Raw genomic sequence first — 13,245 nt, 5'->3', positions numbered from 1 at the left:
GGACTTCGGGGGCCGGGATGCGTATCAGTGGAACGTCACGTCCGAACCGCCGGAGGCCTCTGTGAAGGAAATCCTCGACGCGATCGCCGCGTCGACCGCATCTGGCAGCGGTTCTCCCGCTGTCACCGCCGCCGACTTCGCGGCCCTGCCGCTGCCCGAGTCGTACCGCGCGGTGACCGTGCACAAGTCGGAGACGGACATGTTCGCGGGCATCGCGACCCGCGACCGCGACTCCCGCAAGTCCCTGCACGTCGAGCGGGTACCGCTGCCCGAGCTCGGGCCCGGCGAGGCCCTGGTGGCCGTCATGGCCTCCTCGGTCAACTACAACACCGTCTGGAGCTCGATCTTCGAACCGCTGCCGACCTTCGGCTTCCTGGAGCGCTACGGCAGGATGTCGCCGCTCGCCGCGCGGCACGACCTCCCGTACCACATCCTCGGCTCCGACCTGGCGGGCGTCGTGCTGCGCACCGGCCCCGGCGTCAACCGCTGGCACCCCGGCGACGAGGTCGTCGCGCACTGCTTGTCGGTGGAGCTGGAATCGGCCGACGGGCACAACGACACGATGCTCGACCCGGAGCAGCGGATCTGGGGCTTCGAGACCAACTTCGGCGGCCTCGCCGAGATCGCCCTGGTCAAGTCGAACCAGCTGATGCCCAAGGCGCGCCACCTGACCTGGGAGGAGGCCGCCTCCCCGGGCCTGGTCAACTCGACCGCGTACCGCCAGCTGGTCTCCCGCAACGGCGCCGGGATGAAGCAGGGCGACAACGTCCTGATCTGGGGCGCCAGCGGCGGCCTCGGCTCGTACGCCACCCAGCTGGCCCTGGCCGGCGGCGCCAACCCGATCTGTGTCGTCTCCTCCCCGGAGAAGGCGGAGATCTGCCGCACGATGGGCGCCACCGCGGTCATCGACCGCAACGCCGAGGGCTACCGGTTCTGGAAGGACGAGCGGACCCAGGACCCGCGCGAGTGGAAGCGCTTCGGCAAGCGGATCCGCGAGCTGACCGGCGGCGAGGACGTGGACATCGTCTTCGAGCACCCGGGCCGCGAGACCTTCGGCGCCTCGGTCTACGTCACCCGCAAGGGCGGCACCATCGTCACCTGCGCCTCCACCTCCGGCTTCATGCACGAGTACGACAACCGCTACCTGTGGATGTCCCTCAAGCGCATCATCGGCTCGCACTTCGCCAACTACCGCGAGGCGTGGGAGGCCAACCGGCTCATCACCAAGGGCAAGATCCACCCCACCCTCTCGAAGGTCTACCCGCTGGAGGAGACCGGCCAGGCCTCCTACGACGTCCACCGCAACCTCCACCAGGGCAAGGTCGGCGTCCTCGCGCTCGCCCCCGAGGAGGGCCTCGGCGTCCGCGACCACGAACTGCGCGCACGGCACCTCGACTCCATCAACCGCTTCCGCGACGGCCGAACCCTGCCGGAAACAGGATGACGGGTACGAGAGCCGCCGGGACCGCCGTCCCCGGCGGCCAGGTGGCTCTCGTCCACGACGACGAGCTCCCCCCGGGCGGTGAGCTGCGCGCCCTGCTGGAGGACGCCCTCGCGGAGGTGCGCGGCACCTGCCCGCCCCTCGGCCAGCACCCGCCCGCCGTGGTGAGCGGCGCCCACGTCGTCGACCCGCCGTTCTACGGCAGCGGCGACATCGGGCGGGTCGCCGTGTGCGCCGCCGTCAACGAACTCGCCGCCGTCGGCGCCCGGCCCCTCGCCCTGACGCTGTCGGCGGTCGTCGAGGCGGGCCTGCCGCTGGAGCGACTGCACCGGCTGGCCCGCTCCGTGCGCGACGTGGCCCTCGAGGCCGGCGTGGTGATCGCCGACGTGGACGTCCGGGTCGTCCGGGCCGGCGAGGCGGACCAGGTCTACCTGCAAACCACCGGGATCGGCGCCTTCCACGGCGCCCCGCTGCGCACCCGCGACGTCCGGCCCGGGGACCGCGTCCTGCTGAGCGCCCCGCTCGGCGGACACGGCGCCCACCTCCTGTCGGTGCGCCGGGGACTCGGGTTCGAGAGCCTGGTCCCCAGCGGCTGCGCGCCGCTGGCCGGACTGCTGGAGCGGGCCCGCGCGGCCGGGTCCGGCGACGGGATCCGGGCCGTACGGACCGTGGCGCGCGGCGGCCTCGCCGCCGTGCTGCACGCGTACGCCCGCGAACTGGGCCACACCCTGCGCGTCGAGGAGAACGCGCTGCCCGTGCAGTACGAGGCCCGGATGGCCCTGGACGCCATGGCCGTCGACCCGCTGCACGCCTCCAGCGAGAGCTGCTTGTGCCTGCTCGTCGCGCCGGACGCCGCGGCCGGTGTCCTGGCCGCGCTGCGCACCCACCCGTACGGGCGTTTCGCGGCCGACATCGGCACGGTCGCCGAGGACGGCGCCGCCCCGGTCGAGATGGTGCGCGACCAGGGCGCCGCGGTGCCCGTCACACCCGAACCGGCGGCCTCCCCCCGGCTGGCGTGAGCCCCGCCGGGGCCGCCGGAGCAGGAGCCGCGGCGGCGGTCGCCGCCTGCACCGGACCGGCGGGGGCCTTCGGAGCCGCGGGCCGGAAGCCGCGCAGCAGTACCAGTCCGGCCGCCGTGGCCAGCGCCGGGAGCAGCGCCATCCCCGCCAGGACGCCCCACGTGGCGCCGGAGCCCTGGCCGGTGGCGTGCCCGGTGCCGGAGGAGACGTAGCCGGACGACTGCAGCACCAGCCCCGTCAGGAACGGCCCGACGGCCATGCCCAGCGCCTCCCCGGCGCTGAACAGACCCGACATCGCACCGGCTCGGCTGCGCCCGGTGCGGACGGCGTCCCCGGCCGCGCACTCGGCGAGCATCGCGTACAGGAACAGCAGCTGCCCCGCGTGCCCGGTACCGGCGACGAGGAGCGCCACCGGGGCCCAGAACAGCGGCAGCACGGGCGCGGCCGACAGCAGCAGGGTGCCCCCGGCGAACAGGGCGCAGGAGAGACCGAGCACCCGCCGGTGACCGTACCGGGCGCCCACGCGGGACCACAGGGCCGTGGTGAACAGGTTCGGCAGGACGAACGCGGCGACCAGCACCCCGGTCATCCCCGGCCGCTCCAGGACGTGTTCGGCGTAGTAGGGGCAGCCCGCGAGCAGCACCCCGGTGCCGACGACGAGGACGGTCGCCCCGCGCAGCAGTACGGCGAACCGCGCGTTGCCGCGCAGCACGGCGAACCACGCGCGGGGCCCGGCGCCGCGCGGCTCCCCCGCGTCCTGCGGCAGGCCCCGCGGCAGGTCCCGGGCCGCGCCGGACAGGGTGGTCCGGGAGGTCCCGAAGAACACGCCGAGCGTCCCGGCGGCGACCACGCAGGCGCCGAACAGCCCGGCCCAGCGGTGTCCGGACAGGCCCCCGCCGCCCGCCTCGACGACGGCGGGCGCGGCCGATCCGGCGACCAGGGCGGCGACGGCGAGGCCGGCCACCCGGCCCCCCACCAGCCGCACCCGGTCCCGCGCGGTCGTGGCGATCTCGGCGGGCAGGGCGGCGTACGCCACCTGGAAGAACGCGAACGCCGTCGCGGTGAGCAGGAAGCCCGCGGCGGTCCACAGCGCCCCCGCCGGCCCCCGCGCGGTCCCCGCGAACATCAGGGCGAAGCCGGCGGCCACACCGAGGCCCCCGCCCAGGACGTGGCCCCGCCGCGGGCCCCACCGGCCGTGCGTCCGGTCGCCGATCCGCCCCGCGTGCGGGGTGAGCAGCACGTCCCAGACCTTGGGCACGAGGACGACGGCCCCCGCCACGGCGGCGCCGACGCCGAGGGTGTCGGTGAGGTAGGGCAGCAGGAGCAGACCGGGCAGGGTGTTGAAGGCTCCGGTGACCAGGGAGCCGGAGGCGTAACCGAGACGCGTACGGGGGGACATGCCCCGATCGTCGCCGTGCCGGGCCGGCCCCCACCAGTCGGTGCTTCTCCCCCTTCCCGCAGGTCGCGGCGGTCCCCGGGCGGCCGCCCCGGACGGCCCGTCAGGGAACACCCCGACACCCGGCGTCCGGTGCGGCGGTAGCCCTCCGCAGTAACTGACATGCAGGTAGTGACGGTCCGTCGGGGCTGTGCGCGGGGACGCCGGTCGGCGAGGCTGCCGGAGGGGGGAACGCGCACACGAAGGGGATTCCGTGCTTGACCAGCAGCATCCGTCGGCGGCGGCCCGGGCTCGGGACCTCGCGGTCCTCTGCCGCGAGCTGAGGCTGGCCGGTGACGGCCCCCGGTTCGTCCGGCTGACCGGCGAGCCGTGGAGCGGCAAGAGCCGGCTGCTGCGGCAACTGGCCGCCACCGCGCACAAGGAGGGGTGGACGGTGGCGTCCGGACGGGTGCCCAGGGTGGGCCGGACCCGGCCCTTCGAGGTGGTGGCCGACGCCCTGGACGACCATCTGGCCCGTGCCGACGGCACGCTGTTCGAGCGGCTCGGCGAGGCGCGCACGCGCGCCCTCGCGCCCGTCCTCCCGGCCCTCGCGACCCTGCCGGGAGCCGGGGAACCGCCCGACCCCGGTGCGGCGGTCCGTGCCCTGCGCGTCCTGCTCGGGCTGCTGGGGGAGCGCGGGACGCTGTTCGTCCTGGACGACGTGCACCGGTCCGGCCCCGAGGTCCTCGACCTGCTCGACCACCTCGTCCGGCACCCCCCGCAGGGCCCCGTGCTGACCGTCTTCGCGCACCGGGCCGTGCCGGGCGGCCGCCACCTGTCGGCCGTGCCACACGACGCGCCCGGGGTCCGCCACCTGGCCCTGGGCCCGCTCCCCCAGGCCGACGCCCGCGCCCTGCTGCCGGCCGGGACGCCGCCGCTCGCCGCCGAGCTGGTGCTGCGCGACGCGGCGGGGGTGCCGGGACTGCTGCACGCCCTGGCCCGGGGCGCCGCGGCCGGCCCGTCCTTCCACGCGACGGCCGAACTGGCCACGGGCATACCGCCGGTGCTCGCGCCCGACTCGATCGACCTGCACACGCTGTCGTCCCTCGGCTGGCGCTGCGCGTGCGCCGCCGCCCTGCTCGGCGACCCGTTCAGCGCGGCCGCGCTCGCGCACACCGCGGGCGTGCCGGTGGAGCAGGCGCTGGCCGGACTCGACGAACTGCACGGCGAGGGGCTGGTCCGGCCCGAGGGCACGCCCGGTACGCGGTTCTGCTTCGTCCGCCCGGCGGTACGGGCGCTGGTCCACCACGCCTCGGGGGCCGGCTGGCGCAGTGCGGCACTGGGGCGGGCCCTGGAGGCGCTGAGGGCCGAGGCCGGTACGGGGGCCGGCCCGGAGGACGGCGACGCCGGGGCCCGCCGGGCGCTGGCCGCGCACCTCGAACACGCCGCCGCGATCGGCCTGGAGGACGTCCGCGCCCTGGCGTTGAGCGCCCGCGGGGGCCTGTACACCCGGCCCGCCCGCTCCGCCGCCGCCCTGCGCCGGGTGATGGCGACCGGCCCCGTACCGGTGGAGGTCCGGCTCCTGCTCAACAAGGCACTGGTGCTGTCGGGCCGCCTGGAGGAGGCGGTACGGGGCTACGAGGAGACCGGACCCCGCTCGCACGAGGACCGGCTGCCCGGCGGCCGGACCGACACGGCGGTGTGGCAGGCCCGCGCCCTGCGCTGGAGCGGCCGCCACGCGCAGGCCCGGTCCGTGCTCGACGGGGACGGCGGCCTGCCCCCGGGAGGCGCCGCCGCCGATGCGGAACGGGCGGCGCTGGCCCTGGAGCCGGGGGCGGGGGCCGACCCGGAGGAAGCCCGCGCCGCGGCCGGGCAGGCCCTGCGGACGGCCCCGGCGGACGATCCCGGGGCGCGGGCGCACGCGTACGCGCTGCTGGCCGCCGCCTGTGCGGCGGCCGGTGACGGCGAGCCGGCCAGGGCGGCGGCGGACGCGGCGCACGCGCTGCTGGCGCGGACCGGGGAGCCGGAGCGGGCCGCGCACCTGGAGGCGCTGCGCTGGCTGGGGGCGGCCGAGACCGGGCTGGGCGAGCCGGAGCGGGCCGGCCTGCACATGGAGCGGGGCCTGGCGGCGGCACTGGAGCACGGGCAGGCGCATCTGGCGGGGCTGCTGGCCCTGGGTCTGGCGGACGCCGCGCTGGCCGCCGGCGACACGGCGGGGGCACGGGCGCGCATCGGGCTGGCGGCCGCGCTCGCGGAACAGACCGCCGTGCCCGCTCTCGCCGCCGCCGCGCGGGAGGCGGAGCGCCGCACCGGGGCGCACGCGGGAGGGGCCCCGGACGCGAGCCGGCTGTCCCTGCTCAGCGAGCGGGAGCGCATCGTCACGGGGCTGGTGGGAGAAGGGCGTACGAACCAACAGATCGCGGCCCGGCTCGGCATCAGTGTGAAGACTGTGGAGACATATATGAGCAGGATCTTCAAGAAGCTCGGGGTGAATTCCCGTACGCAGGTCGCGCACGTCGTCGGGTTGAGCGCGCATATCCGCTGACTACTGCCGCGCACAAGTGCCGCGGGCGGTATGTTTCGACTATTCCTCCCGCCCATTTCACGCCGAAGCCCCGCCGGTTTCGGAAACATTCTTCCGAAACCGGCGGGGTGAACGGCCCGGCTCTACCGGCGGGGGATCCGGGAGCCCGTGCCCCGGATCATGCCCTCGCGCGCTTGTGACCTGCTAAAGGCCGGGTCACAGGCAGGCGAGCTCCCAGCGGTCGTCCTCCGGGCAGTTGACGACCGACTCGCTCACGCGCAGTTCGGCGAGGGACTTCGGCGCGGTCACCGTGGTGCTGGTTCCGGACTCGGACGCCTGCGCGGCGGTGGCCGGGACCATCCCCCACAGGCCGAACGCGAGAACGATGGCGGTGGCGGCATTTCGGATGGAAGCGCTGCTCATGTCTGACCCCCGTGTCGACAACTTTCGTTTGCGGGACCATCCTGACCAGCGGACACGGCGTCTCCAAGCAAAAAGGCAGGCGTAAAGTTGCCTGGCAGCAAGTCCTGTCAGCACATGGGGGTGTCAAACGGGATGTCGGGGAGTTCCCTACACGGGTCCGAGTTCGGCGAGTTGGACGACGCGAGCGCGTCCGCCTATCAGCACGCCGTCCTGTCAGGACGCTTCGTCCGTGCTGAGATCGCGTCCGCCCTGCGCATGACGCAGCTGGAGGCCGGGCGGGTGGAGGAGGCGCTCACCACGCTCCGCCTGCTCCGCCCGATGCCCGGCCGCCCGGACGAGCTGGTCCCGGTGAGCCCGGACGCGGCGGCGGCGGACCTGGTGGGCCCCGCGGAGGCCGAGATCCGCGAGATGCAGCAGGCGGTGAGCAGCGTGAAGACGCAGATGCAGGGCCTGCTGCCCGCCTACTTCGAAACCCGCCGCACGCGCAATCAGGCGGAGGCCTTCGACGTCATCAGCGATGTGGGAGTGCTCCAGTCGATGCTGGACGAATGGGGTACGCGCTGCCGCAGCGAGCTGCTCACCTCCCAGCCCGGCGGCTCCCGTCGGCCCGGCGCCATGGAGACGGCCCTGCCCCTGACCCTCGCCCGGCTGCACCGCGGCGTGCACGTCCGACACCTGTACCAGCACACCGTCCGCAGCGACCTGGCGACGACCGACTACGTGCGCGCGGTCACCGCCGAGGGCGCCGAGGTGCGCACCACGGACGAACTGGTCGACCGGATACTCATCTACGACCGCGAGGTGGCCTTCCTGCCCGAGCAGCAGGTGGAGGGCCGCTCCCCGGGCGCGATCGTGGTCCGCGAGCCCACGCTCGTCGCCTTCCTGGGCAAGGTCTACGACCACATGTGGGCCGGGGCCACGCCGTTCGCCCCCGGGGACGAGGACGCCGCCGACATCGCCGACGACCTGAAGCGGTCGATCATCCGGCTGATGGCGCAGGGCCACAAGGACGAGATGGTGGCCCGCCGGCTCGGCATGTCGGTGCGCACCTGCCGCCGCCACATAGCCCGGATCATGGAGGAGATGGAGTCCACCAGCAGGTTCCAGACGGGTGTCAACGTCGCGTTCTACGGGCTCCTCGGCACCGACTTCTCCCCCCCGGGCGCGGCAGCGGGGGACGCCGCCGGGCCGGGTACTAGCTGACGGGCAGCAACCTGCCAGGTTCCACGGCTGGTTCCTCCCGCCGGACCCCCGGCAGCCTGGTGCGTGCGGCCTCAACATCGGGTGGGGCCCGAGGGAGGGCCAGCCATGGACACCGCAGCCATCGCCGCGGGACGGACCACCGCCGGGGCAGCCGCACGGCACCTCGTGCACCGTCCGCAGCCCTGGGAGCGGCACGGCGGTGCCGCCGCGCCGCCCGTGGCGGAGGAGTTCGTCCTGCTGGGCGACCTGACGAATTCCCACCCGCTGTTCGACGACGGTCCGGGGCACTTCCACGACGTGGTGGCGGCGGCCGACATGGTCCGGGAGGTCGGCGAGTTCATCGGCCGCACCCACTTCCGCGTACCCGCGAAGCGCACCGGCATCTTCTACCGGGTGGGCATCGAGGTGAGCGACATCGGACCGTGGCGCACCCGGCCCGGGGCCGCCCCCGGGCGGCTGGCCACCACGATGAGCGTCCGCCCGGACAAGGTCATCGACGGGGTGCCGCGCGCGCTGGAGTTCCGTACCGCGCTCGAGATCGACGACGTGCCCTGCGGCACCGGCACGGCGAACCTGGTCTTCCTCGCCCCGATGGTGCACCGCGACCACCGCGAGCACAGCAGGCTGGCCGCGCTCCGCTCGCCGGCCGGACAGGAACCCCCGGTCCCCGTCGGAGCCCCGGTCGACGCCGGGGAGGTGGGGCGCCGCGATCCGGCCGGCGTCCTGCTGCACGGCCCCACCGGACCCCGCGACGGAAGGCTGTCCGTCGGGGTGGCCGTCCCCCCGCACCGGCTCGGCGAGGAGGCCGCGCGGGACGGGCACGTGCCCGCGCCGGTGCTGCTGGAAGCCCTGCGCCAGACCTCCCTGCTGACCGTGGGGCGCGGCCACTGCTTCGAACCCGGGCGCAGCGCCCTCGCCTCGCTCCAGGTCCACGTCCGCGGCTACGCCGAGGCCGACCTGCCGCTGCGCTGCGCCGCGGTGACCGGCGGGCCGGGCCGGGACGCCGCGGGCCGGCGTACGGCGCCCCTGACCCTGACCCTCACCCAGGCGGGCCGGACCGTCCTGGAGGCGACCACCGTGGTCGTGGAGGACCACTGACGGGGCCGTCCGCTGACGGAGCAGCGGTCAGCCGGGGCAGCGGTCACCCGGCGGCGGCCCGCAGCGCCCGCCCCAGGGCCTCGGCGGCCTCGGCGTCGAGCATCGTGGTGATCTCGGTGTCCAGGGTGCGGCCCAGCCCCGCGTCGTACACGGCCGCGCTGACGCAGAACGCGACACCGCCGACGTCGAGGCCGTACGTGCGGAAGGCCCACTCGGCGCCCGCGCCGGGGGTGCCGTCCGGCCGGTGCACGCGGGCCGGACGGTCGTCGGGCCCGAAGCCGAACTCGGTGAACCGGAACTGCATGCCCTGTCCGATGGCCTTGCTGTAGGCCTCCTTCAGGGTCCACAGCCGCACCAGCCGCGGATTGCGCCGCTCCGGGTCCAGCCCGGTGAGGTGCAGGCGCTCGGCCGGGGTGCAGATGTGCCGGTCGAGTCCCTTGCTGTAGATCTGCCGGTCCGCGAGCTCCGCGTCGACGCCGACGAGCCCGCGCGTGGTCAGGCCCACCAGCAGCAGGTCCCCGGTGTGGCTGAGGCTGATGTCGATCTGGTCGCAGCCGCGCAGGTACGGGCGCCCCGTGGGCCCGTAGGTGAGTTCGAGGTCCGCCGCGTCCGCGTGCAGGGCCGCCGCGGCCGCGTGCTTGAGCAGCCTGCGCGACGCCGCGTACCGCTCCCGGATGTCCTCGTGCGCGATGCCGCTGTAGCGGGCCCAGTCACGGCCCAGCAACGCGCGCAGCGCGGGCCCGTCGGCGTCCCGGGGGCGCCAGTCCGCGAGGGTGCCGTACACCAGGGCCGTCCCGTGGGCGCGCAGGTCCGCGCGGACCGCCCCCCAGTCGGTGCCGTCGGCGCGCACCGCGATCGGCTCGCCCGGCGACACGGACGCGGCCGCGTTCACCGCGCACCGCCCCGGGCCGCGGGCCGGGTGCCGGAGGCGGCCAGTACCTCGGTGTGGATCTGCGCGATGCTGCGGGCCCGCAGCACGGCGGAGACGGGCACCCGGCGGCCCGTCTCCTGCTCGATCAGCATGACCAGCCGGAGCAGGTGCACGGAGTCCCAGGACGGCAGGGCGTCCAGGTCGGCGCGGGCCTGCTCCTCGGTCAGCTCCAGTCCGAGTTCGTCACTGATCAGGGTGAGGAAGCCCGGCAGATCAGCGGGTGGTTCCGGCAGGCTCATCGTCGTCCCCTCCGAGGTGTGAATCGGTGGTCAGGTGGTCCGGTACGGAGGGCAGTTCGGCCAGGTCGTGGCGGTAGTGCAGCGAGCCGTCGGGGTCCGTGGCGGTCTCGGCGAAGCCCAGGGAGGGGTAGAAGCCGGCCGCCCTGGTGTTCTTGGCGGTCGGCCGGTGGCGGGCGTGCACGGCCGGCAGGCCGCGGTCCGCCGCGTGCGCCAGCAGCGTCGCGAGCACGGCCTGCTCGACCCCGCGCGCGAACACCCGGCAGCTGAGCCAGAAGCCGTCCAGGTGCAGCCCGTCGTCCGCGTACCGGCCGAGGACCGCGCCGGCCAGGCCGCTGTCGCCGAACCGGTCGCCGACGCGCACCCCGAGCAGCAGGCCAGCGCGGTCGGCGGCGAGCGCGGCGACGCGGTCCGCGCCGAGCCGTTCGCCGGTGAGGTTGAACTGGTTGGTGCGCAGCGACAGCTGGGCGATCCGGTCGCGTTCGTGCGGCATCGGCGGCGCGATCCGGACGCGGACGCCCAGACCGCGCAGGTACTCCTCGTACGATCCGCTGCCGTGCTCCAGCTCCGCGCGGGCGGCGGCCTCGTGGTAGCGGGCGGTGCGGACGAGGTCGTCGCCGGTCAGCCGGGGGGTGTCGAACCAGCCGTCGGCCAGCAGCCGGGTGACGTGCAGGGCCGGTTCGGTGCCCAGCGGCACCACGGCGGCGGCGGGGAGCCGGGCCCGCACCAGGGCGCGCTCGGCGGGGGAGTCGTCGGCGAACACCAGCGCGTCCGCGCCGATGCCCAGGGCGGCGGCGATGTCCCGCAGACTGCCGTCCTTGGGCTCCCAGTTGGCGTGGACGCGTACGAAGTCCCGCTCGCGCAGCACCATGTCCGGGTGGTCGCGGAGCACGCCGAGCACCGGAGCGGCATCGTTCTTGCTGCTGACGGCGAGCAGGACCCCTTGGGCGGCGAGCTGCCGCGCGGTGCGTTGCAGGGCCGCGTGCGGCTCCCCGGCCAGGGTGCCGGCGGCGGCCGTGATCCCCTCGGGGCCGTCGTCGCCGAGGATCCCCGCCCACAGGGTGCCGTCGAGGTCCAGGACCAGGCACTTGCGGGTCATGCCCCGGTGGGCGCGCAGCACGTGCACCGCCTCCCGGGCGTAGGCGGCGAGCAGCTGCTCCGTGTACGGGGCGTGCGTGTACAGGGCCAGGCGGGGGTCGCAGGCCGGGCCGCCGTCGGCGATCAGCGGCTCCAGGTCGACCACGGCCACCGCCGGGTGCTCGTCGGCCAGCCGCAGCAGCCGGGCGTTGAACTCCCGCCACACCGCTCCGAGCAGGGCCCGCTCCCGCTGCCCGACGAGCTGCTGGAGGCGGCTCCGGGGCAGGGGCAGGGTGTTCAGGACGAGCGGACCCGCCGCGTCCGCGGCGTGGGCGGCGGTGACCGCGCGCAGCCGCTCCAGCAGCCGGGCGCAGCCGGCCTCCACGTCCTGCCAGGTCCAGGGCTCCGGGAGCTCGTCGAAGACGGCGCCGGCGTCGAGTACGCACAGGGTCAGCTCCGGCCGGTGGCGGCGCAGGTCGCCGCCGCCGTCGAGCAGGTCGCGCAGGTAGGCGCCGTGGTCCCCGGACAGCACCCGGGAGAGCAGCCCGTGCCGGGCCAGCTCGGCGACCAGCGGGTCGGTGAGCTGGGCCAGGGTGGAGTGTCCGGTGACGGCCACCGTGACCAGGGGGGTGTCCGGGTGGCGGGCGAGGACCTCCGCCGCCGGAAGCACCGCCAGGACCCGGCCGGCGCGCACCAGGTCGGTACGGACGGCCTCGGGCTCCCGGTCCCCGTGGTCGGTCAGCTCGGCCAGCAGCGGGGCGACGCGCGGCCATTCCCCGGCGAGCCGGCCCGCGCGGTGCAGGGCGCGCAGCTCCCGCACCGGGTCGGGGGGAGCGGTGGGACCGGCGGCGGGGGTCGGGGTGGCGCGGGCGGTCATCCGGCGGCCTCGGTTTCCGGGACGCGCTCCAGCGCCAGACCGCCCTTGATCCACTTGCTGGACTCGACCACCACGGCCAGGGCCCGCTCGCCGTCGCCCAGCTCCCCGGCGAGCCGGTCGAGCTGGATCAGGGGCAGGGCGTTGCCGGTGTTCCCGGTGTCGGCCACGCAGGACACCTCGCGCAGCTCCGGCACGTCCATGTGCTCGGTGATGCGGGCCGTCATCCGGCCCGAGAGCTGCGGGGGCAGGACGTAGTCGAGTTCCTCGCGGCCCCAGCCGGCGTCGGCCAGCAGCTCCCAGAAGATCTCCGAGGCCATGGCGGGAACGCTCTCCTCGATGGCCTTGTAGTCCTCGAACAGCATCTGCCGGCCGGCGGCGGGGCGGGCCGCGCCCTGCCAGTCGACGATCTGGCCGGGTGCGCGGCCGCGCCCGGTGAAACGGTGCAGCAGGCTCCGCACGGCGATGGCCTCGCCGACGGGCTCCACGGCCACCACGGCCGCTCCCGCCCCGTCGCCGAACAGCACGTAGTTGACGAGCTCCTCGGTGGGCAGGCTGACCGCCTCGCGCTCCGGGTCGAGGAACCGGTCGGTGACGTCCCCGCCGACGACGAGGCCCGCGCGGTGGCCGCCCGCGAGCAGCGCGCGGGCCACGTCCAGTGCCTGTACGGCACCCGAACAGCCCGCCTGGAGCTGGAAGGCGGGCAGGTGGCTGAGGCCCAGCCGGTCGGCCACCACGGTCGCCGTGGTGGGCAGCAGGGTGTCGGGCGTGGCGGTGGCCAGGATCAGGAAGTCGAGGTCGGCGGGGGCGAGACCGGAGCCGGCGAGGGCACGCCCGGCGGCCTCCGCGCACAGGTCGGCGAGGCTGTGGGTCAGGATGCCGGTGCCCAGGTCCCAGCAGAAGTGCCGGCTCCGGGTCCCCACGAAGAGGTCGATCCACTCCTCGCTGATCCCGAACACCTTGCCCAGCGTGGTGTTGTCCACCGGGTCACCGGGCAGGGCGGTGCCCGTGCCCACGACGTACAGGGCGGTCTCGGTCACAGGT

At 75.4% G+C, this 13,245-nt stretch carries 11 protein-coding genes; 5 read left to right on the top strand and 6 right to left on the bottom strand.

All coding sequences use genetic code 11. The features are described from left to right. Window positions 1-61 precede the first annotated feature (61 nt). Window positions 62-1,444, top strand: a complete 1,383-nt coding sequence (gene ccrA, locus ACZ4WZ_RS32210; protein ID WP_467896429.1) for a crotonyl-CoA carboxylase/reductase — start codon at window positions 62-64, stop codon at window positions 1,442-1,444. Continuing rightward, a complete protein-coding gene (locus tag ACZ4WZ_RS32205) occupies window positions 1,441-2,460 on the top strand; it encodes an AIR synthase-related protein (RefSeq protein ID WP_467896427.1) in 1,020 nt (339 codons plus the stop codon). Before ccrA ends, ACZ4WZ_RS32205 begins: the two co-directional genes overlap by 4 nt. On the opposite strand, the gene ACZ4WZ_RS32200 is transcribed toward ACZ4WZ_RS32205, so the two are convergent. After that, window positions 2,423-3,859: an MFS transporter gene (locus tag ACZ4WZ_RS32200; RefSeq protein ID WP_467896425.1), complete on the bottom strand. Its 1,437-nt coding sequence runs from the start codon at window positions 3,857-3,859 to the stop codon at window positions 2,423-2,425. The two genes, ACZ4WZ_RS32205 and ACZ4WZ_RS32200, sit on opposite strands and share 38 nt — an antisense overlap. Window positions 3,860-4,109: 250 nt before the next feature. Between ACZ4WZ_RS32200 and ACZ4WZ_RS32195 the strand changes: the two genes are divergently transcribed. Continuing rightward, the gene (locus tag ACZ4WZ_RS32195; protein ID WP_467896423.1) at window positions 4,110-6,380 is read left to right on the top strand and encodes a helix-turn-helix transcriptional regulator; all 2,271 of its coding nucleotides are present in this window, start codon (window positions 4,110-4,112) and stop codon (window positions 6,378-6,380) included. A gap of 195 nt (window positions 6,381-6,575) precedes the next feature. On the opposite strand, the gene ACZ4WZ_RS32190 is transcribed toward ACZ4WZ_RS32195, so the two are convergent. Beyond that, the gene (locus ACZ4WZ_RS32190) at window positions 6,576-6,782 is read right to left on the bottom strand and encodes a hypothetical protein (protein ID WP_467896421.1); all 207 of its coding nucleotides are present in this window, start codon (window positions 6,780-6,782) and stop codon (window positions 6,576-6,578) included. A 255-nt stretch (window positions 6,783-7,037) separates the two neighbouring features. Between ACZ4WZ_RS32190 and ACZ4WZ_RS32185 the strand changes: the two genes are divergently transcribed. Further along, entirely contained in the window at window positions 7,038-7,985 is a 948-nt protein-coding gene (locus ACZ4WZ_RS32185) for a helix-turn-helix transcriptional regulator (protein ID WP_467896419.1), read from the top strand. 105 nt (window positions 7,986-8,090) lie between these two features. Then, window positions 8,091-9,083, top strand: a complete 993-nt coding sequence (locus ACZ4WZ_RS32180; protein WP_467896416.1) for an AfsA-related hotdog domain-containing protein — start codon at window positions 8,091-8,093, stop codon at window positions 9,081-9,083. A 43-nt stretch (window positions 9,084-9,126) separates the two neighbouring features. Here ACZ4WZ_RS32180 and ACZ4WZ_RS32175 read toward each other — a convergent pair whose 3' ends face one another. From ACZ4WZ_RS32175 to ACZ4WZ_RS32160, 4 genes are read right to left on the bottom strand one after another with little or no spacing between them, the layout of a single operon-like run. Further along, a complete protein-coding gene (locus ACZ4WZ_RS32175) occupies window positions 9,127-9,975 on the bottom strand; it encodes a 4'-phosphopantetheinyl transferase family protein (RefSeq protein WP_467896414.1) in 849 nt (282 codons plus the stop codon). Next, window positions 9,972-10,253: an acyl carrier protein gene (locus ACZ4WZ_RS32170; protein WP_467896412.1), complete on the bottom strand. Its 282-nt coding sequence runs from the start codon at window positions 10,251-10,253 to the stop codon at window positions 9,972-9,974. Before ACZ4WZ_RS32170 ends, ACZ4WZ_RS32175 begins: the two co-directional genes overlap by 4 nt. Next, window positions 10,228-12,204, bottom strand: a complete 1,977-nt coding sequence (locus ACZ4WZ_RS32165) for an HAD-IIIC family phosphatase (RefSeq protein WP_467896410.1) — start codon at window positions 12,202-12,204, stop codon at window positions 10,228-10,230. Before ACZ4WZ_RS32165 ends, ACZ4WZ_RS32170 begins: the two co-directional genes overlap by 26 nt. Beyond that, window positions 12,201-13,241 (bottom strand): 3-oxoacyl-ACP synthase III family protein, encoded by a 1,041-nt coding sequence (locus ACZ4WZ_RS32160; protein WP_467896408.1) that lies wholly within the window; start codon window positions 13,239-13,241, stop codon window positions 12,201-12,203. The genes ACZ4WZ_RS32165 and ACZ4WZ_RS32160 overlap by 4 nt, the downstream gene beginning before the upstream one ends. Window positions 13,242-13,245: the final 4 nt, after the last annotated feature.

The organism is Streptomyces sp. NPDC029122 (assembly GCF_055569445.1).
The sequence above is the reverse complement of the archived record's forward strand: the minus strand, read 5'-3'. Positions and strand labels throughout refer to the sequence as shown.

Excerpts from the sequence above, each read along its gene's own strand:
- ACZ4WZ_RS32205 (WP_467896427.1), top strand. The coding sequence starts at position 1,441 with ATGACGGGTACGAGAGCCGCCGGGACCGCCGTCCCCGGCGGCCAGGTG.
- ACZ4WZ_RS32200 (WP_467896425.1), bottom strand. The coding sequence starts at position 3,859 with ATGTCCCCCCGTACGCGTCTCGGTTACGCCTCCGGCTCCCTGGTCACC.
- ACZ4WZ_RS32190 (WP_467896421.1), bottom strand. The coding sequence starts at position 6,782 with ATGAGCAGCGCTTCCATCCGAAATGCCGCCACCGCCATCGTTCTCGCG.
- ACZ4WZ_RS32185 (WP_467896419.1), top strand. The coding sequence starts at position 7,038 with ATGACGCAGCTGGAGGCCGGGCGGGTGGAGGAGGCGCTCACCACGCTC.
- ACZ4WZ_RS32180 (WP_467896416.1), top strand. The coding sequence starts at position 8,091 with ATGGACACCGCAGCCATCGCCGCGGGACGGACCACCGCCGGGGCAGCC.
- ACZ4WZ_RS32170 (WP_467896412.1), bottom strand. The coding sequence starts at position 10,253 with ATGAGCCTGCCGGAACCACCCGCTGATCTGCCGGGCTTCCTCACCCTG.
- ACZ4WZ_RS32165 (WP_467896410.1), bottom strand. The coding sequence starts at position 12,204 with ATGACCGCCCGCGCCACCCCGACCCCCGCCGCCGGTCCCACCGCTCCC.